At 54.7% G+C, this 26,137-nt stretch carries 12 protein-coding genes; all 12 read right to left on the bottom strand.

All coding sequences use genetic code 11. The annotated features are described in order from the left end of the window. Positions 1-268: 268 nt before the first annotated feature. The 12 genes from MUN86_RS00225 to MUN86_RS00170 all read right to left on the bottom strand — a co-directional run bounded on the left by MUN86_RS00225 (position 269) and on the right by MUN86_RS00170 (position 25,955). On the bottom strand, positions 269-877 hold the full coding sequence (locus tag MUN86_RS00225; RefSeq protein ID WP_245120461.1) for a hypothetical protein: 609 nt from the start codon (positions 875-877) through the stop codon (positions 269-271). A 230-nt stretch (positions 878-1,107) separates the two neighbouring features. After that, a complete protein-coding gene (locus tag MUN86_RS00220; RefSeq protein ID WP_245120459.1) occupies positions 1,108-2,568 on the bottom strand; it encodes a M16 family metallopeptidase in 1,461 nt (486 codons plus the stop codon). Positions 2,569-2,627: 59 nt separating this feature from the next. Next, entirely contained in the window at positions 2,628-4,073 is a 1,446-nt protein-coding gene (locus MUN86_RS00215) for a M16 family metallopeptidase (protein WP_245120457.1), read from the bottom strand. Positions 4,074-4,233: 160 nt separating this feature from the next. Then, positions 4,234-5,571: a family 1 glycosylhydrolase gene (locus MUN86_RS00210; protein ID WP_245120455.1), complete on the bottom strand. Its 1,338-nt coding sequence runs from the start codon at positions 5,569-5,571 to the stop codon at positions 4,234-4,236. Positions 5,572-6,018: 447 nt separating this feature from the next. Continuing rightward, positions 6,019-7,707: a GMC family oxidoreductase gene (locus MUN86_RS00205; protein ID WP_245120453.1), complete on the bottom strand. Its 1,689-nt coding sequence runs from the start codon at positions 7,705-7,707 to the stop codon at positions 6,019-6,021. 102 nt (positions 7,708-7,809) lie between these two features. Next, complete coding sequence (locus tag MUN86_RS00200; RefSeq protein WP_245120451.1) at positions 7,810-8,406, bottom strand: gluconate 2-dehydrogenase subunit 3 family protein; 597 nt, start codon at positions 8,404-8,406, stop codon at positions 7,810-7,812. 112 nt (positions 8,407-8,518) lie between these two features. Then, positions 8,519-10,048 carry a M20/M25/M40 family metallo-hydrolase gene (locus MUN86_RS00195; protein WP_245120449.1) on the bottom strand — a complete coding sequence of 510 codons (1,530 nt, stop codon included), beginning with the start codon at positions 10,046-10,048 and terminating at the stop codon, positions 8,519-8,521. Positions 10,049-10,367: 319 nt separating this feature from the next. Beyond that, on the bottom strand, positions 10,368-11,372 hold the full coding sequence (locus MUN86_RS00190) for an SDR family oxidoreductase (RefSeq protein WP_245120447.1): 1,005 nt from the start codon (positions 11,370-11,372) through the stop codon (positions 10,368-10,370). A 96-nt stretch (positions 11,373-11,468) separates the two neighbouring features. Next, entirely contained in the window at positions 11,469-12,455 is a 987-nt protein-coding gene (locus tag MUN86_RS00185) for an NAD(P)/FAD-dependent oxidoreductase (protein ID WP_245120445.1), read from the bottom strand. 176 nt (positions 12,456-12,631) lie between these two features. Further along, positions 12,632-21,541, bottom strand: a complete 8,910-nt coding sequence (locus tag MUN86_RS00180; protein ID WP_245120443.1) for a T9SS type A sorting domain-containing protein — start codon at positions 21,539-21,541, stop codon at positions 12,632-12,634. A gap of 512 nt (positions 21,542-22,053) precedes the next feature. Continuing rightward, positions 22,054-23,007 carry a T9SS type A sorting domain-containing protein gene (locus MUN86_RS00175; protein WP_245120441.1) on the bottom strand — a complete coding sequence of 318 codons (954 nt, stop codon included), beginning with the start codon at positions 23,005-23,007 and terminating at the stop codon, positions 22,054-22,056. Further along, a complete protein-coding gene (locus MUN86_RS00170) occupies positions 23,001-25,955 on the bottom strand; it encodes a beta strand repeat-containing protein (protein WP_245120440.1) in 2,955 nt (984 codons plus the stop codon). Before MUN86_RS00170 ends, MUN86_RS00175 begins: the two co-directional genes overlap by 7 nt. Positions 25,956-26,137 lie beyond the last annotated feature (182 nt).

Here is a 26,137-nt window from a genome sequence, read left to right as displayed (position 1 = left end):
CGCGCAACCTTATCAGCAAGGTAGTAAGTGCCATGAGCGGCATCGACAGCCCTAGGAAAGTCCTTATCACCTAGCGCTAACTCTGCCAGTAGTTCCGCGCCGATGTACTGCTAGATATGACCATTGCCAAGGCCTCAGCATAGACGCCGGAATTCTGATGGAGTACCCACCAGCCGCCGCTCCTGCAACTGCATAAGCGCAAAGGATTATCAACAGAAAAGCCGCTCCAGATTACTGGAGCGGCTTTTCTATATCGAGAGGCAGGCAACTATTGCGTTTTCACTTTGAGGTTTTCGAAATCGCCGGCCAAGAGGATGGTGCATTTGGGAGCGTTGCTGATGCCAGTGTTGGTGGGGTCGAGTTGCTCGGGTGCCCGCACCTCGTAATGCCCACTCACCAGCTGCCGCTTGGCGTCGTAAGTAGTGATGGTTACATCACCAGTTAGGTCCAGGGCGAAGTCGCTAAATCGGTAGATAGACGAAACGCCGTTCGCGCTGTGCACATACGAAGTGAAGACAGGATCAGTGGGGCGTTTGCGGCAGCGTAAGGCATAAGTACCAAGCCAGTCGGCACTTAGCCTGGCGCGGTCCACTTCGAAGTGGGCATCATCGGCGCCCGCGGTGAAGTCCAGCGCTAAAACCTGAGTGCTTATTGCAGCGCTACCTTTTATATCGAGTGCCGAGTGCGTGGTACCAAAACCAGAGTGGGCGGTACCACCAGCGGGTGTGATGGTGGTGAAGTCGAAATAGCTGCCCATTCGGAAAGCCGGATCTGGATCGGCGGGAGTTGGAGCTTCCGCTTTGTCGGAACAGCCGGTGAACACAGCGGAAGCAGTGGTTAAGGCAGCCAAGAACAGCATACGAGTAAAAATTTTCATAGAAGCGCGGAAAGGATAAGGTACTGGATGGATGCCGACTGCCTAGGCAAAGGTTAAGCCAACTATCTTCATCACCAGATATACACAAGCCCTTTCCGTAGCAGCTTTCTTGCTTCGCTGCGGAAAGGGACCTGTCTTGTCACTCCTATGGTAGTCCTGTAAAATCTGTAACTGGTATGCAGAGACGCGACAATTCGCGTCTCTCTCTTCGCGAAACGGCTATACGCTTGCTACAGAGCCTTCTTGCGAGAAGCCTGGAATTTCTTGATTTGGGGGTCGATGATTTTCTTGTCGCCGACTACCACCACAGTCATGGCTTCGGGACGGACGTATTTGCGGGCGGTTTCGCTGACTTGCTGCGGCGTCACGGCGTTGATGTTCTTGACTTGCTCGGTGAGGTAGCTGTCGGGCAGGCCGTGCAGGTCGAGGGTGTTGAGTTGGTTGATGATACCCGCTGGCGTGGAATTGCGCAGCACAAACAACCCCGACTCGTAGTTCTGAATACCTTTCAGTTCCTCGGCCGAAGGCGCTTCCTTTTGCAGCCGCTCGACTTCGTATACAATTTCTTTAAGCGAGTTGCCCGTTTCTTGGGTGGTTACGTCGGCAATTTCGCTCCAGCTGCCAGCGCGGTAGTGCGTTTCAATGACGCTACGGGGCGAGTAGGTGTAGCCCTTATCCTCCCGGATATTGCGCGTGATGCGCGAGCCAAACGAGCCGCCTAACAGCGAATTGGTTACACGCAGGCGCAGGTAATCGGGGTGGCTCGGGTCCACAACGGGCATGCCAATAACGATGGTAGATTGCGGAGCACTGGGCCGGTCGAGGGTGGTTATGTCGGGGCGGATTTGGGCTTTGGCTACCTCGATGCGCGGTTCCGGACCGGGCGTCCATGCGCTCCAGGCTTTGGTGATGGCCTCGCGGAGGGCCGATGCGTCGAACTTGCCGGCTACGTACACGCTGGTGCGCTTGGCGCCGTACTGAGTTTGGTAGAAGGCTTTCACTTGCTCCATGGTCAAGGCGTCGATGGAGGCATCGGTGGGCAGCGGGCGGCCATAGGGGTGGCTGCCGTAGAGCGCCGCTGTGAATTTCTGCCGGGCCTGCATGCTGGGTTGGGCGCGGGCCAGATTCATTTGCCGCTTAAAGTCGGTTTTGATACGCGGCAACTCACTAGCAGGCATTGCCGGATGCGTCACCACTTCAGCCAGTAAAGCCGCTAGCTCCGGCGCATACTCCGACAAACAAGACGCCTGAACATAGGTCTGGTCGGCACCCGCCGATATATCCAGCGAGCCGCCCATAGCCGCTATTTTCTCGGCTATTTGGGTGGCGTTGAGCGTAGAAGTGCCCTCGGCTAGCAGCCGCGCCAGCAGGTCGGCAATGCCTACTTCGTTGGCGGCTTCGTGCACGTTGCCAGCCTGAATGGCTACCATCATGGTTACTTTGGGCACTTGACCGAAAGGAACCAGCTTAGCTTTCAAGCCATTTGGCAGCACAAACTCTTCTTTAGCAGGTAGCGCGAAGTCGCGGGGCGTACCCCCAACGGGCGGAGCCTGCTTGGGCGTGGCGGGGGCTTCTGGCTTGGCAGCCGCGGGCTTGGCGGCTGGTTTGGCTGGTTTGGTCTGGGCCGAGGCAGCCGGCGCCACAGCAACAGCCAAGGCGGCGCACAGCAGCGTGAAGTATAGCGGTTTCATAGAGTTCAGTTTCTGGAAGTGGACACTAGAATAACGATGTGCAATGCTGCGCCAAGCCTTTAGCTTTTCGCCAACGGATTGACGATAAGCAAAGTACGGTTTGTGGGGCGCAAATATTCCTGAATTGTTTTCTGCATTAGCTCCGGCGTTACTTTTCGGAATTCGGCTTCCAGGGTGTTGATGCGGGCTGGGTTGTTGTCGAAGAGGGCGAAGGCAGCTAGCATGTCGGCGCGGCCGAAGTTGTCGGAGCCGCTGAGCTGGTCGTAGAGGCTGGAGCGCAGCTTCACCATAGCCAGATCTAGAGTTGCTTGGTTGATGCCGCCCTTACTGAGGCGGCTGATTTCCTGGTCGAGGACACTCACCACGGAGTCAGACTTTACGTTTTGATCGTAGGTTAGGTCGCCCATCCAAAGCATGGGGCCGGCGTAGTTGAAGGCGTTGCCGAGGTAGTTGATGCCGCCGTTCACGTTGTCGGAGTAGCCGCGCTTCTGCACCATGGCTTGGTAGAGGCGGCTGTCTTTGCCCTGGAGCAAGATTTGGTCGAGCAGGATGAGGGCGTAGTATTCGGGCGTGTTGCGCTCGGGCATGTGGTAGGCAAAGGCCAAAGCTGGTTTGGTAGCCAGCTTGTCGTCTTTGGTGAAGCGCTGTTCCTGTTCCTGGCGCGGCTCCGTAAGGTCGGGCTTGGGCGGCTGCGGGGCGCTTGGTATTTCAGTGAAATATTTAGCTACCAGAGCTTTGGCATCGGCGGGCTCGAAGTCACCGACTACGGCCAGCACAGCGTTGTTGGGGGCGTAGTAGGTTTTAAAGAACGATTGGGCGTCTTCGAGCGTGGCCGCATCAAGGTCTTTCAGGTCGCCGTAGAAGTTGTGGGCGTTGTTCCAGTTTTTGTTGGCTTTCTGCGGCATATCGAGCCACGGGAAACCACCGTAGGGCGCATTCAGCACGTTCACACGCACCTCGTTTTTCACCACGCCTTGCTGGTTGGTGAGGTTGGCTTGCGTGATGGCAAGGCCACGCATTCGGTCGGCTTCGGCCCACAGTAAGGTTTCGAGCTTGTGCGACGGCACCACCTCATAGTAGTTGGTGAAGTCGAAGCGCGTGGAGCCGTTGAGAATCCCTCCATTCTTCTGTACGAGTTGGATGAACTCCATCTTACCAAGGTTCTGCGAACCCTGAAACATCAGGTGTTCAAACAGATGCGCAAATCCAGTTCGGTCGCGGGGCTCGTTGCGAAAACCAATATTGTAGTAGGCCGCCACGGTGGCGGTAGGGGCCGTATGGTCGGGCGAAAGCACCACTCTCAACCCGTTGGGCAACGTGTAGTACTCCACCGGTATTTGGAAGGCCGCTACGGCGGGCTGCGCTGGCGCGGTGGTGGCAGTAGGCGGCGTAGTAGCGGCCGGGGTTGTGATACTGGTAGTAGCTTTGGGACTGCACGCATGAAGGCCCAATAGAAGCAGTGCCGCACTCCAGTTAGACTGCAGGACTAATCGGAAGATACACATAACAGTAAATTGAAATGTTCATTAAACATCTTCAACCTACATAATTCCAAGTTAAAATAGAATAGATGCTATATGTTATAGACGAGAATAGATGCGAGCTAGCGCGCGAAATATGGGCTTCGTGCTTTAGCCCATATTTCGCACTAAACAGAAGTGAGCTCTACACTTTCACTTTCAGTATAGCTGGTTGGCTGGTTACGGCAAACATCTCGGCGTAGGGCACCATGGTTATTTGGCCAAACTCCCTGATCATCATCTTGTAGCTCTCCCCCACCGGCCTGATTTTGCGGTCTAAGTCGTAGAGTCCGCAGGCATTGACGGTGAGGCGCTTTTCAGCCAGCGAAATGTCCCAATCCAGCTGGTCGAGCAGCGAATACCACGTGAAGCCGATAACCGGAATGCCGTCTTGCCGAATGCGCATCACGTTTACCCACTGCTTCCAGAGCCAACATTCGGCGTCTTTGGCGTCGAAGGTATTGGTTTCGGTGTGCATGACGGGCTTGCGGTACCGCTCGTAGTATTGGCGCGTCATGGTGTACCAACCCAACACGTCTTCGGCCTGGCACCACTTGCCATCGGGCTTGATAATCCGCTCGTTGCGGCCGTAGTAGTCGTTGCCCATCACTTGGTAGCCGGGCGGCTCGCCGGCCATAAACCAGTCGAGTTCCTGCCGGGTCATGCCGTTGTCGAGGCAGTACAGCAGCACTTCCGAATCGAGAGGGTGCGCGTAGAGCAAGTCCAGACTCAGAAACCGGAGCTTGTTGATGAGGCAGATTTCGGGCGTGGGCACCGCCCGCATTTCGTGGATGTACTCCGCCGATTCGCTTTGCACAATCACGCAGTCGGGGCGGTGCTTGGCAATCTGTTGGGTACCCATGATACTGGCGGCCGTGATGTGCTTCATGGCCGTGATGAACGCCCGGTCGTCTTTGAGTTGCTCGTTCCAGATACCATCTTTGGCAGAAGCCCGGGCCGTTACATATATCTCATTGACAGGCGTGTAGAACCGCACCCACGGGTAGCGCCGGGCCACTGCGCCACAATACTCGGCGAAGAACACCGGCAGCTCAGGGTTCTGGAAGTTACCAATCCAGTCGGGCACGCCGAAGTGCATCAGGTCCAAAATCGGGGTGATGCCGAGGCGCCGGATTTCGGCCATGGCTTTGTCGGCAAATTCCCAGTCGTATTTGCCCGGTGCTTTCTGAATGAGGTAGTACGGCAGGTTGTAGCGCAGCACTTTCAGGCCCATTTCCTTTACCAACCCAAGGTCTTCCTTATAGCGGTTGTAGTGGTCGGTTTCGGCTAGCAAGTCGCGCCGAATCGTACCGCCCGCAATGGTAGGGTACGAGCACTCAATGCCGGTAGCAAACATGAAATTGCCGGGTGCGCCCGTCGGCAAGCCGCTCCCATCGTGGCCTGCCGCGCCGCCAAATTGGTCGCCCTCGTAGCCCCCGTCGCCGAAATGATCTTGTATGTGGGTAAGGAAGCTCTTCGCCATGAAGCCGTTGATTTGCGCTGGGTGAATTAATGTTATTGACTGCCTAGCCTTAAACCAGCCGAACAGTTGCCTGCCTTTTGGAAGTAGCACGTTGTGCTTGGTTGCTTTATCCGCTTGCTGAAGTGCCTAGCGCACGGCCATTGTATAAGTCCGCTGCCAAACTATGGTTATGCTGAGCTTGTCGAAGCATCTCGCGTGCTGATGTTGCCAAACTATACCGGACATGCTGAGCGGAGCCGAAGCATCTCGCTTGGTTCATTGAGTTAGTATCACAACCTCAGCACGCGAGATGCTTCGACTGCGCCTGCGGCTTCACTCAGCATGACGTTCTGATGGCGTTGGCAACATTGATATTTTACATATCTGAAATCTAATCAGTTATGCCAATTTGCCATTAGTATAACAGGCTGCTATGCTGTTTTTATTGTGTTCAAAAGGATTGCTGAACTAGCCATCGAGCCGTGCTTGTGCTGCCAAGAATTTGTCGGCGGTGCGCAGGCTGAGAGCCATAATGGTGAGGGCGGGGTTGACGCTGAGGGCGCTTGGAAAAACAGAGTTGTCGCAGATGTAGAGGTTGGGTACGTCGAAGGCGCGGCCGTCGGGGTTGACGACGGCATCATCGCCGCTCAGGCCCATGCGAGCCGTGCCGATGACGTGGGCGTATCGTTCGTAGGCCCATAGGTCGGTGGCACCGGCGGCGGTCCATATTTCGCGCATCAGCTTCTCGGAGTGAGCGTTCATGCGCAACTCGTTTTCCTGAGCCGTGAAGTGCAGGCGCGGCTTGGGCAGGCCACGGGCATCTTTTTCCTCGGCCAGTTCCAGGAAATTGTTGGCGTGGGGCAGACAGTCGCCGAGGATATTGATACCGGATATGTGGTTGTAGTTGCGCATGTAGTCACGCAGCTGCTGGCCCCAGAGCTTACGGCCGCGCGCCATTTGGGAGGCGAAAGTAACGGGCATCACGCCAATGCTTTGCAGCAAGTAGCCACCGGCAAAGTCAGCGTCTTTGGGCCGGTGCGTGTCCTCGGAAATCAGGCCGCCCGGAATGCCTTTGTAGGGCCGGATGTCCTCGGAGAAAGTACCCCACACCTGCATGCCCGGATGCGCCATGAAGTGCTTGCCAACCTGCCCACTGGTAAGCGCCAGCTCGTTGAGCAGCAGCAAGCGCGGCGTCTCGACGGCCCCCGCGCACAGAAACAGGTGACGACAGCGCTGCCGCACCGTCACGCCGTACTGCTCATACACTACGCCCGTGACGCGGCCTTTTTCGTCGCGCTCAATTTCGGTTACAAATGCATCGGCCCGGATTTCGGCGCCATGTGCTTCGGCCAGCGGCAGAAACGTGACGTCCATGCTGGCTTTGGCGCCGACATTGCAGCCTGCTTGGCAAAAACCGCGGTTGGTGCAGGCCTCGCGCCAGCCAACCCCTTCTTGGTAGTAGCGCGCCGAAAGCGCCGCGTTGGCGGCCGGAGAAGTTTGAATACCCAATTGTGCGCACGCCTGCTGCATCAGCAGCGCGGCTCCGTTGAGGGGCAGCGGCGCCAGCGGATACCCTCTGCGACGCGGTGCCCCCCACAAGTACGGCGTAGGCCCCGAAACACCCAAAAACTGTTCTAGCTCATCATAGTATGGCTCCAGCTCATCGATTCCGAAAGGCCAGTCCACTCCTACCCCGAAGTCGCGGTGCAGGTGTAGGTCGTCGTCTTGGGCGCGGGGCGTGTAGGCGGTGTAGTGCAGCGTAGAGCCGCCCACCCCGGTCCCGGAGTTGTTGTTGCCGAAGGCTACCGGATTTTGGCCGGCGGAAAGGCGTTCATCGTTCCAGAACAGGAACGCTTGGGCTTTTTCGTCGGTGGCGTAGTCGGTGATAGGGTTGCGGCGCGGGCCGGCTTCCAGGGCCACCACTTTCAGACCCGCCATGGCCAAGCGGGCTAGTAGCGGTGCGCCACCAGCGCCGGTACCAATTACCACGCAGTCCACCTCGTCTACGGGGTCGGGGAGCGGCGCAGGCTGTTCCAGTTCGGTAGGAGCCGCGAGGGGGCTACCATTTTCTTCCAAAATGGCCTGCAAGAGCGGGTCCTGGATTTCGGTCTTTATAGGATTCAGAACGCCTTCTTCGAGAACTTCTTCGTCGGGCATGGTATGGATTGCTGATACAGAGGTGCGCTTATGGGCTGATGAGCAAGAGTAACGGGGGCAGCAGACTGCTCATCAGCATGAGCCTCGCATTCGGTTCGCTCATCAGTCGGCTTTTGGCTCGCGGGGCTCCAGGTCGTTGGGTTGAATATGGGTCCAGCCGGGAACGTCGGCCATGCCCACGTAGCCGATTTCCTCTTGTGCCAACGGATGAGAATAATAGTTCTCGGTTAGCTCGGCCAGCATCTCCTCGAAAAACCGACCGATGGGCAGTTGCTGCCAGTTCTCGCCGGGCGCGGTGCCGGCAGCAACGGCTTCAAGCACTGCATCTTGCTGCGGCTCCGTAAGTGCCAAGAAGGGCTGCTGATGCAGAGCTTGAGCGGCCTGGTTGATGCCACCTAAGCCCAAGCGGTACGCTTCTCGGTCGGGGGGCATGGCATTATAGCGCCAGCCGTCGGCTTTGCCTTCGGCGAGGCGCTTATCAATGCCGCCAGCCACGTCGATGGGTTCGGCCCGATCGGGTTGTGGGATGAGGCGGGCCGCTACAGCTTGCAGCAAAGCATAGGTTTGGGGCTCAAAGAATTCGGGCTCGTGAACGGGTGCGTCGAGGCGCGCTTGTAGGGCCGCGCGGGTGGCATCGGTCACCAAATTGGTGGCCAACAGCGCACGGACAGTACCAGAAGGGTATACGGGAGCAGACATCACTAAGCAGCTAACACAGCACAACAGGTACTGTCGAGTTATTAAACCACTTACGAGTGAAATCTTCTTGCCGGCTGAAAAAATTATCTGGATTACGGTTGAGCTACCAAAGTTATTTCATCTGCATGATGGCCGCCATGGTTTCCAGGCCATCCCAGAGGTTGCCTAAGCGCAGATTTTCGTTTTCGGCGTGCTGGTTGTTGTCGTAATTAGCAACTGGTACCGTGAGCGTTACGGCGTTTATCTTTTTGAAAACGTGGAGCGGCAAGCTGCCCCCGGAAGTAGGCACTTGCACTACCGTCTGCGAAGTGGTACGCTGCACGGCGGCCACCACTTCGCGGGCAATGGGCAAGTCCATGGGCGTGCGCTCGGCGTTGTAACCGGTTTTAGGTTCCACCCGCACGATGCGAGGGTAGCGGGCTCGCTCGGCGTCAGTGGGTTCCTGCGTGGTCACAAAGAAGCCTTGCTTCTGGATATGGCGCACCACTTTCTCTACTTGCCGCTTGCTGTCGTTGCCGAGCACCAAGCGCAAGTCTAGCGCCGCTTCGGCGGTGGTGGGAATTACGTTGGCTGCTTGAGCTCCCACGTTGGCACTGCGCATGCCGTTGATATTGAGCGAAGGTTGATTTATTAATTCATTCAGTGTCTGCCCGTTGCCATCAGGGCGGGCAAAACCAAGCTCTTGCTTGATGGTGGCATCGAGGTTAGGCACTCGGCCAAGCGCTTGGCGCTCGGTCGCCGTCAGCGGCACCACGTCATCATAGAAACCCGCAACAGTGACCCGCCCCGTGCTGTCTTTCATAGAGGCCAATAGCTGCGCCAGCGTAAGAGCCGGATTTGGTGCCCAGTTGCCATAGTGGCCGCTGTGCAAGGGCCGCTTGGAAGCATATACCGTAAGGTTGACGTTTACGTCGCCGCGGGCACCGAACACCACTTGCTTTTGCCCGGATTGGTGCACGGGTCCGTCGCAGATAATCCAGAGGTCGGAGGCGAGCAGGGCTCGGTGACCTTCCACTATTTCGCTCAGGTGAGGCGAGCCTTTTTCTTCTTCGCCCTCGAAAAAGAACTTGATGTTGACACCCGGCTTGAGTTTGCTTTGAGCCAGAGCTTCATAGCCAGCCAGGATAGCCATTACGCCCGCTTTATCGTCGGAGCTGCTGCGCCCGTACAGGCGCCAATCGGGGTTGATGGGCTGGCCCGCGCGCACCATGGGCAGTAGCTGGCCGCCTTGCGCTAGTGCCGTGCTGGCTAATTGCGGTTGAAACGGGCTGAGCCCCGCCACCCATTGCGCGGCATTCACTGGCTGTCCATCGTAATGGGCATAGAAAATGATGGTTCTTTTGGCGCCCGGCGTACGTACTTCGCCATACACGACTGGCGGTACACCCGGCGTGGTAGCTGGCAGCAGCTGCGCCTTGATTCCCCGTTTCTGCATCATGCCCACAATGAAGCGGGCTGTTTGGCGCAGGTTGGCGCTATCGGCGGCCACGTTGGGAATGGCCAGAAACTGCATGTACTCGGTGAGCAGCGGCAACTCGTGCGCTTGCCGGTACTGCCGCACTTTCTGCAAGGCAGTATCCGGTGCACTAAAACCTGCCAGCGCCGCCAGCAACAATAAACCCGATGCGTATCGTTTTTTCATACCCGAAGCGGAGCTTTACACACTCACCTGCTGGTAAGATAGGCGCCGCAATGGGAAAAGCGTTATGCTGCGGCTGTCCTCTAGAGCACGTCACACTTGATTCTGTGTGCTAGCGTTGCTAAATCAATAGGCCTTCTGAACTCGTCGAAACACCTCGCCTGCTGCCGTTGCCAAAGTATATCAGTCATGCTGAGCGGAGCCGAAGCATCTGGCGTGCTGAAGTTGTGGTGCTTTTGATTTTACCACATTAGCGAGATGCTTCGACTGCGCTCAGCATGACGGTGTGCTATATTTTCTAGCCCGCACTTGAACGTAACTTTTACTGATCGGAACTCATCTTGCCGCCGGTCACATGCACCAAGGAGCCGGTCATGAACGAGCCGTCTTGCGAGGCGAGTAGCACGTAGGCAGGAGCTAGTTCTTCGGGTTGGCCGGGGCGGGCCAGGGCCACCTCATAGCCAAACTTCTCGATTTCTTCGGCGGGCATCGTACCCGGAATATTGGGCGTCCAGACTGGACCGGGCACCACGCAGTTCACCCGAATTCCTTTCTCCCCAAGGTAGGTCGCGAGGCTCTTGGTAAGGGCGTGGATAGCCGATTTTGTGCAGGCATAATCTACCAGAATCGGGATGCCTGTCAGACCCACAATGCTGCCCGTGTTGATGATGCTGTCGCCTGGCTGCAGGTGCGGTATGGCGGCTTGCGCCATCCAAATGTAGCCGAGGATGTTGGTGTCGAAAGTGCGGCGAATTTGCTCTTCGGGAATGTCCTCGAACTTCTCGGCGCTCATCTGAAAGGCCGCGTTGTTGACGAGGATGTTTAAGCCGCCTAGCTCGGCGCGGGTGCGGCGAATGGCTTGCTTGCACTGCTCGGGGTCGCGCACGTCGCTCTGGAGCAAGATGCAACGACGGCCCTGTGCTTCCACCAAGCGCTTAGTTTCTTCGGCATCCACGGTGTTCTCGTTGTAAAGCACGGCCACGTGTGCCCCTTCCATAGCAAAGGCCACCGCTACTGCCCGTCCAACGCCCGAATCGGCGCCGGTAACCAGTGCAATCTTATCCTGAAGCTTGCTGGCGGCGCGGTACGTGCTGAAGCTCATATCGGGCTGCAACTTCATATCGGCTTGCTTGGCCGGATAAGGCAGCTTCTCGGCGTGCTGCTTCATTTCTTTCGCTGTAGGGCGCTTCACCGGCTTGGGAGCAGATGTAGCCGCCGCCGTTTGTTTGGCTGCGGGCGTAACGGCCGTAGGTTTGCTGGCAGCAGGCTTTTGGGTGGTGGCGTCTTTTGCGGCAGAATCTTTAGGAGCAGCTTTCTTGGCAGCCATAAGGTCGTACGGTAGAGGTTGGCTTCTGCTCTACGCAAAAAGCACGACGGTGGCTAGTCTTACGGTAGAGGTAGCTTATTCTCTGCCTCTTGGCTCCTATTTAGGACATTCCTCCCGGGTTAGCTGCTCGTTGATACAGATGGCGGCTTGCCCACCTTTGGCGGCGGCCAATAAGGCTTGCTGCGTGCCGGGTGTGGCGTCGCCAGCGGCGTATAGGCCAGGGAAAGTAGTTTCGGCGTTTTTGTTGACCCACACGCCACCTTTCTTCGTGAACCGACAGCCTAACTGCTCGGCTAGTAAGCTACGCTGCTGCTGATGCGGGTGAATGAAAACCGCCGTCCGAGCAAGTTTCTCCCCATTTTCGAAAACGATGTGCTTTAGCTTGCCGCTCTTGGTTCCTTCTAGCTGGCTGATCTTTTCTTGGCGCACCTTGATACCGTGTTGGCGCAAGCGGCGAAGGGCATTGGCAGTAAGGCTGGTCGAACCATCCGTACAAACGATTACATCTTTGCTCCACCGGCTAACGAGCAAAGCCAAACCCGTTACTGTTTTGCTGTGCCCAAATACGGCCAGTGGCTCGTCGCGCACTTCCCAGCCGTGGCAATACGGGCAATGAAGCACGCCTTTGCCCCACAATTCACGCATGCCGTCTACTGCGGGCAGCACATCTTGAACGCCAGTTGCTAGCAGCACTTTTCGCGCGGTGCACATGCTGGTTCGTCCCGATTCTCCTTCCAGCGTCAGTTGAAAGCCAGTTGGTACAGCTTCCAAGTTTATTACTCGCACCGCGCGCACTTCAACCGTCGTGTAGGGGCGCAACTGCTCGTGGCCAAGCCGTAGTAAATCGGCCGGCTTGATACCGTCGCGGGTGAAAAAGCTCTGCACGCCCGGAGAAGGAGCATTGCGAGGCGAACCACCGTCGCAAACCAATACCCGCCGCAGACAACGGCCAAGTACCAGCGCGGCACTCAGGCCCGCGCTGCCCGCCCCTACTATCACTACGTCGTAGTCGAGCAGGGGTGCCGCTGGCGGACGATGACGACGCGGGCGGGGGACAGAGGATACAGTGGAGGCAGCAGGCATACAGGTGAAATAGCAAGCGAAGGACAGCTTACATATACCCGCAACACCAGCTATATGTTAGGCGTCGAGGTTAAAGTTTTGCTGGAGCGCCACACTAGCATTCCTCTGGATTTAGGCACAAAAAAGCCCTGCCGGATACCGACAGGGCTTTTGTTTGTGTAGCTGACTTTAGCTCGCTATTCCTTGATCAGGCGCTGGCTCAGGTTCAGGCCGTTGCCACGTACCACGACTAGGTAGGTACCGGTTGGCAGTGTCTGCACCTCAACTACTTTGTTTACACCACCCTCTACCGAGTAAGTGCCAATCAGACGACCAGTGGCGTCGAGCAACGAGGCTTGGTACGTGCCTTTTGGCAGCGTGCTCAAGTCGAGCGTTACTACCCGGTCGGAAGAAGTAGCGGGGTTCGGGAACACGCTCAGCTTGGCAGTAACGGCGGCTTGCGCTTCGAATCGCACCGTGCGAACCGGCGAGTAAGAAGCCGTGCCGTCGGTGTCTACCTGACGCAAGCGGTAGTATACAACACCCTGCGCTTTAGCCCCGATACCAGCATCGGTGAAGGCGTAGTCAGTAGTTGCTTGGGTGGTACCCTGGCTGCGTACCGTACCGATCTTCACGAAGGTTGTACCGTCGAGGCTACGCTCGATTTCAAACCGGTCGCTGTTCTTCTCCGAAGCCGTGCTCCAGTCGAGCAGGGCGTCTACTTTCACGGCGCGTACTGCGAATTCCTTCAGTTCCACTGGCAGCGGACGCGAACCAATGATGATGGTGAAGGTATTCGGGTTGGTGCCGCCATTACCATCCACCGTCGTGATGGTTACTGGGTAGCTACCACCTACTAGCAGCAAGCGGTTGGTAACGCTGATGATACCTGTAACCGGATCCAGCGTAGTACCGGCTGGTAGCGTACCGCTCGTGAGCGTAGCCGTCCGAACACCTGTGTCGGTTACTGCTTGTGGCGCAGCATTGTTGTACACACCGCTGTTGGCATCAAACACGTTGGCAATGATATCGCCATTCACGTACGGGTTGGTATTGCCTTTTGCTGGAGTCAGGGTGTACACCGAGTTCAAGTCCTGACCTACTGGGATGGTATAGAGAGCAGGTGCCGCTGATACCAGTCCGCTATTGTCAATCGCATTGTAGCCAAAGAAAGCATTACCTACAAAACCGGCTGCCGGATCAAACTTGAGGTTTGCAGCATTTGCGGCACTCACCAACTGGCCAACTACCACGGCAGTACCATTCAGCGAAAGAACGCCTTGGGTATCAGCCGGGATGGAGGTGATGCGGTAATTCTCAATGGTGTTGTTGCCATTTGCATCGGTACCGCTCAACGCTGAGAGAGACAGCGGACCCGCCGTATTGCCTTCCGGCGTCTGCAGCGCATTCACAACCGAATTGGCTATTGGTGCTAGGCTAGCAGGCGCCACTGTCACCGTCGACGAATTGTTGGTTGTCAGCGTCTCGGTGGTGCTAGTGCTCACGTTGCCTACTACCGTGTATGAGCTGCTTGGGGCCGTAAAGCTAATCAGGTTCATTACCTGTCCGCTTGCTCCAGTGCCTTGGCTAGTAATGGTAGCGAAGGTTACAACACCGGTGCTTGCAGCGTAAGTACCGCCATTCGAAACCACTACGTTCGTTAGGTTAGCTGGAATAGTAACCCGCTGCACAACGTCGCTTCCGAGAGATGGACCGCTATTCAGTGTTACCACCGAATACGTAACGGCATCGCCGGCAGCTGCTGTTGTCGGGCCACTCACAGTAGTGGTCACGTCGGCACGTGCGTTAACAGTTAGGTTCAGGAAGAAAGAGTTATTGCTCGCATCCTGATCTGACTGGTCGCCCGTTACGAGTGCCCGCACTTGCAGCGGCGTAGTGCCAGGAACTGCCAACACAATGGTATTGGTACGGGTAGCACCCGATGCTAAGGAGATAGCCGGGAACGTTACGACACCCGTTACTGGGTCATACAAGCCTCCATTGGAGATAGAAGTGATGTTCAACCCTACTTCTAGCGCAACACGTTGTACAACCCCCGTTGCTGCGCCGCCGCCACCGTTGGTAGTTGTTACCGACAGCGAAGCTGACTGACCAGCTATCAAGGTCGCAGGCGTAGAAGTAACGGTCGTGCGTAGATCGGTTCTAGCAGTCGTCGGCGCTACTTCCGTCGTCACGATACTCGAAGTGTTGTTGCTGTAAGTAGCTTCCTCGCTCGTCGTTGACACGCTAGCAGTCGCGTTGATTTGACTCACTCCAGCTGGCGCGATGAACCGAATAACATTCGTTATGGTCCCCTCTTGACCGGCACGTTGCGCTGCTATAGTAGGGAATGTAACTACACCCGTCGCGTTGTTATAGGAGCTGTTCGTTGGATCGGAAAGGGTTATTGCTCCCAGGCCAGCCGGCAGCTGCACCCGCGTGACAACGCTGTTCGCTATTGATGGACCATTGTTGGTCGTAACCACCAGGTAATCAATCTGGTTGCCTTGCACAATGCTAGTTGGACCACTGATAACTACGGTTACATCGGAAATAGCATCAACAGTAGTCGTTACGGCCGCGCTGTTGTTGGCCTTAACATTGTCTGGTGAAGAAGACGTCACCGAGGCAATAATCATAGACGAATTGATGGCCGGCGCATCGTACGAAATAGAATTCAGTACAGTGTTGCCGCTTGCTTGGCTAGCAATAGTCGGGAACGTTACGATACCGGTATTAGGATCATAGGTACCGTTACCAGACAGGCTCACGCTGGTTAGGCCAGCCGGAATGTTCACGGTCTGCACCACGTTAGCTGCTGGCACCATGCCATTGTTGGTCGTGGTCACAGTGTAGGTTACCGTCTGACCAGCATTCACCTTGGTTGGTCCGCTGATAGTCGTTGCTACATCCAGAGGCGTGTTTACTGTTACATCGGTAGTAGCGACGTTGTCGGCTACCATCACATCATTGGTTGCGGCCGAAATACTGGCTACCGCGGCTATCATGCCCGAAGAAGGAGCATTCACCGTGATAGTGTAAGTATTGGTTGCGCCCGAGACCAACGAAGTGGTTGGCAATGTTACAACACCCGTGGTAGCGTCGTAGTTAGCGCTGCTTGCGCCGTTAGGACCCGTGATGGCAACTCCAGTCAAACCAGCTGGCAACGCAACCCGCTCCACTACGCTGGTAGCCGTATTCGCACCTTTGTTGCCGGCTACTACCGTGAAGGTAATAGGAGCACCAGGCTGCGCATCGGCGCTCGGCGTCGTGATGGTCGTGTATATGTTCGCGTTGGTAGTAGAAGCTGATGTTACCGCTACGTTGGCAGGTGTTGCACTACCATTGAGATACGCCGTGTTATTAGCAGTGTTCGTGTCGCCACTAACGGTAGCCGAAATCGGGAAAGTAGTAGCTGGTGCTACGAAAGCTGGCGCTACGAAGCTAACCGTGTTATTCACTTTCACGCCGCTAGCAATGGCATCCAACGTCGGGAACGTCACTACACCATTTGCGGTGTTGTACGTACCGCCATTCGAGACAAACACGTTGGTCAAGCCGGTTGGCAACTGCACCGTCTGACCGATACTAGTAGCCGTAGAAGGTCCGTTGTTGATGGTCAGTACGCTGTACGTTGTCATGGTGCCGGCTACTGTGGTAGCAGGACCCGTGATGCTCGTCGTTACATCAAACGATGCCGTTCCGTTGATTGTAGCAGTAGCCACATCGTTAGCGGTCTGGCCGGCTTCATTGGTCGTCGTGTTGATGGTTGAGGTAGCTGTCACGGCACCATTACCTGGCATTGTGAAGGAAATCACCGAGCTGTTGCTCGTGCCGTTAGTGTAGGTTGCCGAGGCATATGATACCACGCCCGTATTTGGGTCGTAGGTTCCGCTGTTGGTAGCAGTAACACCTGTTAGACCTACTGGCAGCTGGACTGTGCCCACCACATTGCTGGCCGTAGAGGGGCCGTTGTTGGTGAACGTCACCGTAAACGAAGCTGGTTGCCCACCGGCAACTGAAGCAGCCGAACCTGTTATTGTAGTGACTACATCTGCTACCGGATTGATGGTAACGTTGAGCGTAGCGGCGTCAGGTCCTGGGTTGGCTCCTTGGTTCGAAGTGGTCGTTACGTTGCTGATTTGCGTTACAGAACCGCTGGTAACTGGTGCTGTGAAGCTATACGTAAACGTGTTGGTAACACCGCTAGCAAGAGTGTTAACCATACCGAAATCAATCACGTTGCCGGTAGGCACGTAAGTCATACCATTAACGAGAACGTTCGTTGCGCCGGCTGGAATGGTTACCTTCTGCGTTACGCCAGAAGCTACTCCGGGACCATTGTTCGTGTACGTGGCAGTGTATGTGCCCGAAGGCAAGCCAGCATTCAAAATCGTAGGGCCAGCCAACGTAGTCGATACATCAGAAGCACCACTTACTGGAATCGTGTAGGTGGCTACGTCATTGGAATACAGCCCGCCGTTATCGATGGCCGAGAACGTGAAAGTGGCATTGCCAATGAAACCCAAGGTGGGTTGGAAAGTAATCTGCGCCGCCTGCGCGGCCGTGATAACCTGGCCTACCGTCAAAGCCGTGTTACCTAAGCGCAGCACACCCTGAGCCGCTGTTGGCAGAGAGGCAATAGCGTAGTTGGTAACCGTGCCGTCTTGGTCACTACCAGCCAGCGAAGCAATGGTCGTTGGTCCAGCGTTGGTCGGAATAGCTGGCGAGTTCGTTACGTTAAGAGCAACTGGGGGTACGTTAGCCAAGCTAGCGCACAGCACCGAGTTTGGAACAACTTGCCGGGCAATGTTTGCCGTTGTGCTAGAGTATTCCAGAACCAAGTTGTTGTCGCCACCATCTTCGCCGTAGAAGATAAGCAGGTTGTGCGGACCAGCCGATAGCGTTACCGTTTTCTGAACAGTAACTACCGCGTGGTTACCAGGGTTGCTGATAGCTGCACTTGCGACAGTTGGTGTTGCTGCTAGTGCAGCTCCATCCAACCACAAATAGGAAGCATCATCAGAAGTCAGGTAGAATGTGTAGCTACCAGTCGTGGCGATGTTGATGCTGCCCCGATGACGGGTGCTGAACCGGTCTGGGTTGCTAACAGTACCGCTAGCTGGCGGCACAATGTTACCCCACCGCGCATTAGGGAAGTTGATAGTACCATCAACCCGAGTTAGCGCAGGGGTGTTGGCCGCGAAATAGCCCATGTTATCGGCAAAGTAGCCGGCATAGAATTCCGTGTACAACCCACTGCTGGCGGTTGAGCCATAAGGAGTTCCGGCGCAGCCGTTAACTGGAAGCGTCACAACCGTAGTAACTCGAGCATTGCTCTGGCTGCCGTCGTTGTTGGTTGTCGTTCCGTCGAGGCTAACCGAAGTGCTGCTCGCTACTCCCTGAATAGTGGTGCTGTAGTTAGGCGCATTGAAGACAATGCGGTACGTCTGCGTAGCTCCATTTGCCAGTGAAGTTATAGATGGCAAAGTCACCAGGCCCGTGTTGTTGTCGTAAGTACCTCCGTCAGGCAAGTTGGCCGTAGTAAGCTGCAAACCAGCTGGCAACTGCACTTTAGATGCTACCGTAGTAGCTGGCTGAGGACCTAGGTTTTGTACTTGCGCCGTATACGTGATGCTAGCACCAGCCAATACTGCCGTCTGAGTCGTGCTCAGCGTAGTTGCCACATCCGACAAGCAATTAGCGCCGGTTGTGCTGTTAGCAATGCTGTTGCTGATCTGCGTGTTTACTACACCCGCTTGACCAGAAGAGGCACCGAAAGCAAAAGCTCCAGTGGTTGTCCCGTTTGCACCGCCTGAGGTTGAAGTGGCCTTTACGGCACCATTAGCCAGAACAACGCCACCACCGCCACCGCCACCGGGGCCGTGCTGACCAGTAGCACTAGTTGCAATACCCGTGTTGGTACCACCAGCGCTACCGTTAGCCGTCAACGTGACTTCGGCTAGACCAGCAGTGTTCGTAGCCGTTACCAAGATGGAACCACCAGCACCACCGCCCCCGCTGCCATCATCAGCAACGTTGCTGTTAGCGGCTGCACCGTTGGCGAGGATAGAACCGTTGCCCGTTACCGAACCCGTCCGCAGGATGGCAATACCACCACCAGCTCTGCCACTGCTAGCAAATCCGTTAGCGGGCGTACCCGTTCCGTTGTTTGTCGTGCCAGCGCCCCCGCCGCCACCTAACACGAGGCGATTGCTGTTAACTACCGAGAAACCGGCGCCTGGCTCACCACCAATAGGTTGGTTGCTGAAGAAGTTGTTGCCGCCGCGGCCACCAGCGCCACCGTTGGCGCCACCACCACCACCAGCATTGTCTACGTTATTGTTGCCGCCGCCACCAGCGTTGCCAGGGGCACCGCGGCTAGCGCTGCCGCCGTTCGGGTAGCCATCCAAAAGATTATCTACTAGCGTAGTGTTACCACTATTCACATAGCGCGGGGTACCAGCTGTACCTTCTCCTTTCTGGGCGTTGTTGCCAGACTCTGTGGTGGTAACATACGATAAATCGTTGCCATTGGCACCCGTTTGAACCCGACCTGCTCCTCCGCGGAAGCCCGCCCCCGATACATCGAGGTTGAAGCCGTTAAGATTGGTTTGGCCTGCTACGTCAATGGCCAGAATGCCACCCGTCGAGCCGTTCCAGGGCGTAGGGGTAATGGTAGCACCTAATGTCAGGTTGATATACTGCGGCACCCGAATTACTTGGAATCGGCGCTGACCAGTTGCGGTGGTTGCTGCAGCGTTTTGGTAACCGAACTTCAGCGGGCTAGCTAGCTGAATAGTACCGCCGGCAGTAGCCGTCACAGCGCTGTTTGCCACTACGTATTCATACTGGCCCGCAATGAAATTTACGTCGTCTTTATTGCCGTTGGCGGCACCACCAGGCACACCGTCGCCGTAAGCGCTGGTATTGGTGATGTCTATATCAGCTCCTTGCATCTGAATAACCAGAAGCAGATCACCAATTGCAATATCGGTTTGGGCGCCAGTGGCAGCACCTACTACAATAGAGGTAGCAGTTGGAGCCAGAGTCTGAGTGGCAGCGCTAGGGTAATAAGCATCAGGGTTTACAGTTAGGCCAACGACCGAAAGATCTCTACCAGGAGTAGCGCAACCTGCTGCGGTGCCGCTGGCACCTGTAGCCGTTACGGGGACGACGTACGTTGCTGGGGTAGCATCCCCTATCCCTTTATCATCCGTTACTGTGTACGTGAACGTTGCGTTGCCGCTGAACGTAGCAGCCGGGGCAAAGGAAAGCTGTGCGGCTTGAGTAGGCGTTAGAGTTAAGCCCGGGAAGGTTGTCGTATTCAGGACGGTGCCATTCACATACAAAACACCTTGCCCTGCAGCAGGCAGCGCCGTAACGGTATAGGACTGCACCGCACCTTCCGTACTAGCGCTCAACCCGGTGATAGGAGTGGCACCAATACCGCCGGGGAGGCTACCATTTGTTATATCATTTGCTATTGGCGCTGAGCGGCACCACGTCATACTCCGAATCCCAATGGTTTGTGCATTAGGATTGTCTAGAGCAGCATTACCGTTTCTGTAGGTTATTGTTAGGGTAGTGATCAAGCGAGGAAAGGATGCCCGTACGGTAGCACTGGTACTGGCATTATTGTCATCTACACCGGTAGCCGTAGCTCCCACAACCGTCACGTCACCAGTAGAACTAAGCGTTGGAGTTACAGGAGTAGTACCATTAGCCCCGGCAAAAACCACCTGATCTGTGAAGTCAGAGGTAAGCACTATTCCCGCATTCGCATCAATATCAGCTACCTCTACGCTAAAGTCACTAACAGGCCGGCTGAAGTTGAACTGCACAGAAGTACTGCCGTTGGCTTCAGTGAAATTATTGCTCCAAACTAATATCCGCTCATTGTTTAGCGTACCAATCTGGAGTGTACCAGGTGTATTGTTGAACGAGTAGTTGCTTGTGCCGATTTTGGTGATAGCTGTGGAAGTTGGTACTCCTTCTTGTGCATGAGCTTTCCAATCTTCTGGGTTGGCACGATTACCAAAAATCAGCGTGTTGAGCGCCGTCGCGCAAGGATCGGCAGCTGGTGCCACAAGTACTTTGCTAGTGGCCGTGTTGTTTGCCGTGGGCTCACTACTCTGCGTTGCTGTCGAGATGGTAGCAACGTTGTTGTACTCAGAGGCAGTAGTTGGGGCTGTGTACGTGTACGTAACAGAAGTACTTGCGCCTGATGCTATAGAAACCTGCGGAAACGTGATGGTATTACCAAAAACGGTACCACCACCGTTATTAGTTACTGTAGCACCATTTGGTATTGTCACTTGGCGTATTACTCCCGTAGCGATGACATCAGGACCGTTGTTGCCAAACTGCGCGGTGTACGTAAGACTTTGTCCAGTAGCTCCATTGTCTGGTGCAGCTGTGAACTGAGCATACACATCGGCTTGAGCACACCAGCTGATCGAGTTGATGCCTAAGGTTTGTAAGCGGCTCGTGTTGGCTGTGTAAGCAGCTGAGTTGTTGTAGTTAAGAACCAGCTTGGTTACGTTGGCGGGCATACGGGCAGTCAGGTTGCCGTTAGCATTGCCAGCGGCCACGTTACCACCCTTACCCCGTACTCTACCTCCGCTTACATGCTCGTTATTGGTGCTAGTGGTGAAGTTGGTGGCATCCAACGTAGCCGGAGTAGTGCTTCCGTTGACATACGCTTCAAACACCAGGTCGTCAATGAAATTGACATCGGAGTCAATATCCTGAAACTGAAAAGTTAGATTACTGACAGGACGCGCAAATGTAAGCGTAACCGAAGAGCTATTAGGGTTAGAATTTCCTTGGTTATCTAACTGCCAAATCAACGTCTGCCCGCTGACATAGGTGTTGTTAGTACCAACCGAGAAAGTGTTGGTTTGATTTGCCGGAACACTGCTGGTGTAGTTGCTGAACGTGAAGGAGGTACCGCCAACCGTTTGGGTTGCTGTTCTTCGGTCACCTGTATTGGCGTTGGCATAGTTCAGCGTACTAGTTGTAGTACATGCCTGTGCCCAAGCATCCGTTCGCAGTAGTGTCAGCCAAGCAAGAAGCAAGACTGCAAATCGTAAGATTGTTCTCATAGAGCGAAAAAAGAGGTGGGGAATGGAAAAAGAATATGATATCTACTTAAAGTACTAGTAATGATGAGCTTACTTTCAAAACTACATTAGGTATTTAGGAGCTTACCAAGGTTTTCGCTGAATACAAAACTCATCTCGGCGAATACCTATTTTTGGACGGATGATTCGAAATAATAAGTGGTGCTTTTAAAGCCTTTTATATGAATCATGCAAAGCTAGATAACGTTTTACGATATATAACTAAACTTGGATTTGCTGCTATAATTTTTTCTAATTATTTCATAAATACCTTTAAGTTAGTAACATATATCAATTACTATTTTAATACTAATTACACTTTTCTTCTGTTTCAATATGAGAATATTAAAGATTATTCATTATTTTAATTACAAATTTTATAATTAAAATATAATCTATAGTACTGTACAAACTCTTTATTATTTATAATATTTTTAACACAAAAAAGCCTCTATCGAATAGACAGAGGCTTTTCATATTAAAGGATAATAGCGTTAGTTCTTAATCAATAGGCAAGTCTTTTTTCGTCCCATTCCGAGAACGTTGACTATGTAGCTGCCTTGTGGCAAATGCGCTGTAACAAGGGTATTTACTTGGCCAGTTCTGCCCGTAGTAGCTAGAACTACGCGGCCAGTCAAGTCAGTTAAATTGATTTGGCAAGTACCAGCAGGTAAGCTGCGCAAATCAAGAGAAGCATCTCCGACGGTGGGGTTAGGGTACACTCCTATAGGAAGAGCAACGCCAGTGAAACGCACTACTTGTACATCGCTGAAGCTAGTGCTGCCATCTGTGTCTTCCTGGCGCAAGCGGTAGTAAGCAATATTGCCAGCAGTGGTTGCAGCATTTTGATCTGCAAACTGATACGTATGTGCTCCGGCGCTGTTTCCCTGGCCGTTTATCGCACCAATATCCTCGAATTTGTCGCCTGTAAAGCTGCGTTCTACCACGAAGCGAGCATTATTTTTCTCGGATGCGGTGGTCCACGTTAGTTGAACGTCGACGTTGTGTGCCACTGCGCTAAACCGTACCAGTTCTACGGGCAGCGGCCGGTTTTGGAGTAGGGCCGTGTTACCCGAAAACTCGGAAGTGTTTCCAACTACTACGCTATTGACGGTGGTCAGCAAGGTGGCTGTAGCCGTAAGACGGGCACCAGCAGCAGTAAGGGCCGCCTGCTGCGCGGACGAGAGGCTGGTGAGAGGAATTGAAAAAGTGAAACGATTGGCAACTGATTCTTCCCCTTGGTTTACACCGGATATCAAGCCACTGTAGCCCCATTGGCCCTTATCGGTATCCTGCGTAGAGCCTTCCGTCCAACTTGTGAGGTACGTTTTTCCTTCGCCAAAGCCATTGGCTGTCACATCGGCCACAAACAACTCAACTAGCGCACCAGCAGGAGCATACCCCGTCACAATCAAATTGCCATTATTCGTTACAGCCTGGGTTAGCACCGGAAAATTAAGCAAGCCATTGGCCCCGTATCGGCATCTGTATTGTCATTGCGGGTTACCCCATCACCGCTCAACCCGGTGGTCCCGGTAGCCATTAGGTCGATACCAAGGCCACTGTGGCCCGACATGTTGTTTTGCGTAATGCGGTTGCCGCTCGTGCCAGCGGCAGCTACTACGGCCGTACCGGCATTGGCGCTAAATATATTCTGGCTGATCAGGTTATTGTTGCCACTGCCAATTGCCAGGCCGGCATCTTCAGCGTTGGCACCGCTGCCATTATTGCGCAGGATATTGCTGGAGATGGTGTTTTCGTTGTTGGCCTGACCACTTTCTAGCAGCAAGCCAAAGCCGCTGTTGTTGGAAAGTGTGTTGCGCGAAATAGTGTTGCGAGAAGCCCCAGCTAGTACCAACCCTTCGCCGTTTACGGAGCCTACAGCAGCGCTGCCGTTCAACACGTTGTTGGTAACCATTACGTTCGTGGCTCCTCCCTGAAGACGAGCACCGGCCGTGGTATTGCCCGAGGTCGTTACCATATTCAGGACCGAGCCCGTGGTTGCTGCGCCACTAAAAGTCACGCCTGCCCCATCAGCGAGTACCGGATTGGTTGCAGCAGTACTGGTACCCCGCGCATTGTTGAGGCCCAAGTTTTCGATGCGCGTGGTGCCGCCCGTTACCAACAAGCCAGCCAAGTTGTTGAAGTTCAGTAATACTTCCGGGCCCGTCGTAGTTTCGGCAGCAGCGGCTATGTTGTCGCCGGTGATAGCCGTTTGCCGTGCCCCATCGATGGTGGTGTTAGAGGCCGAAATGGTAGGGAGTGCAGACGCCGGCGTGATAGTAAAGGCTTTGGTTACGGCACTATAGCCCGTTACGGCTAGCATATTGTTGCGCAAGCCGGCAGGGGCTCCATTTGTACGTCCATCATTGAGCATGAAGATGGCTGCTTCCTGGCCGGCAATAGCTCCAGAGTAGGCTTGACTTAGGTTGTCGTTACCGAGGTTGTTTGCATTGGTGATGAATTGCCGCAATGAGCCTTGTCCACTGTCGTTGGTGTTCACGACCGTATCGAAGTTGAAGCCAAAATCAACGCCGACTATTGGGCCATTAGAAGAGGTTCGTACTGAGCCAGTTCCCGAGCTAGGCGTGATAGATTGGATTTCTAGTGCTAGGTTAGCAGGATCCAACGATAAGGGAAGCGTGGTAGAACGGCTACCATAATCAGCTTCATTGGGATTTTCTCCGCCCACCCGATTTACGTCGCCGTTAATAAACGTTTGTACCGGCCATAATCCCGCTATGCTACCCAAACGATTACTCACCACTGTTGAATTGACAACTCGTACCCGGTAGGTTGTATTCGCAGTTAGATCAACAGTATTGACCCCGTCCACGAAGCTGTAGTTACCATCCGCATCGGTGGTAGTGGCCACCACAAAGCTTCCGGAATTTGCTAAATACAACTCCACTCGTGCCTGATTAACGCCTGATCCGTTACTAGCAGCTTGCGAGCGGCCAGCCCCGCCTCCGTAGTTGCTATCCTCAAATACATTACCCAGAATGGCTAACCCGAAATATACTGGGCTAGGAGAAGGCGCGTCGCCATTGGGAGTATCGGGCAGAGCGGCGCTGTTGGTAGAGGCATCCGTAGCCACCAAGTCGCCGGGAGGCAGTATCAGGGCACCATTGGCGCCTTGCAACGAGTAACCTGGGTTTGGCGTGGTGCCCGAAATACTGGATGCGTAGGCCGTATTATTCTGAACCGTACCGGGAACAGCTGCCGCTGAACCATAAGAAACGGTGGCCCGGAAAGTAATGGTTGCTTCCTGCCCTGCTGTCAGGGGGTGGTTACCAGTCAGTAGGTCGGCATTGGTACCTTGCCCGGTATAAGCGGTATTGGCAGCAAGCGCAGCCCCGTTTGAGTTGGTAACGACTAAGTTAGAAACTGTTACCGACGTGGCCGTAGGAAACGTTGTGTTATTAGCGGCTCCGGTTAGAAAGTCGCTGACCTGCACGTTCGTGGTGGTAACCGTGCCGGTATTGCGGACCTTAATGCTGAAATCAACTGTGTACTGGCCGGCCGTGGTAATAGGAATAATAGAGATTACTTCCTTCACCACGTCAATACGCTGCTCCGGGTTGACGCAACTAGCGCCATCGCTCACACCGGCCGCAGCAACATCGCCAATATCCGTCGCAACCCCCGAGGCTTTGTTGATAGCATAGAAGTTGCCCTCGTTGGAATACGCGTAGAAGTTGCCAGTAATATCAAAGAATGCGGTACCCAAGTTGTCGTCATAGGCCGGATCGGTGGTAGTCAAACGGGCACCGATGGCCGTAACAGGAGTGTTGCCTGCTGTGGCCGGAACAGCAAACCGATAGATCAGGCCAGGGAAATAAATCCCATACAAAGCGTTGTCCGTTGGGTCGATGCCCAAGTCGATGAAGTTGATGGTATTCTCAGGCGTAGACGCTTGCGTGTTGGGGTTCAACAGGTTGGTATTGGCCGCATTGCGTAGCGTGAAACGCTCGGCATTCAACGGCGTGGCGCTTCCTAACCGAAAGCGAAACAACGTGTTCCGGTTTTCATTGGCAGCACCAGATGCGCCCAAGTTGCGCGGCGTTACATAGTAGTTTCCGTTGCGGTCGATAACACCAGCAGCGTACTGCGGGTAACGGGTTAGAGGCTGGCCTGTTCCGGGGGTAAATCCATCTACAGTGGTAACGCCTAGATCTTGCACTCCAGTTTGGCCAATACGGTACATGCGCACTTGCGGAAACTCGCCGCTCCCGTCGCCATTGTTGTTAGCCGGATACGTTAGCGCGTACAAGTATCCATCTTGTGGGTTGTAAGCCAAAGAGTTAACCACAAAGTCCTGTGTGGCCGCAACGCCGGCACCGACCCCTAGGTCAAACTCCTGGGTGGTGGTGTACGGGGTAACATTTCGGTTCACCCGGAATAAAGTGCTACGGTAAACGCCGGTAGCTATTTGAACTTGCCGGATCTGATAAAATATACCATCGCAGGAAAAAGCTGGACCGCTTTGACCTGGTGTTGATTGAGCAATAGCCTGGCTACTTATCAGTGAAAACAGAAGCCAACTCCATAAAAGCCAGCGTAAAGGTGATGTCATAA

Source organism: Hymenobacter volaticus (assembly GCF_022921055.1).
Lineage (GTDB): Bacteria > Bacteroidota > Bacteroidia > Cytophagales > Hymenobacteraceae > Hymenobacter > Hymenobacter volaticus.
The sequence above is the reverse complement of the archived record's forward strand: the minus strand, read 5'-3'. Positions and strand labels throughout refer to the sequence as shown.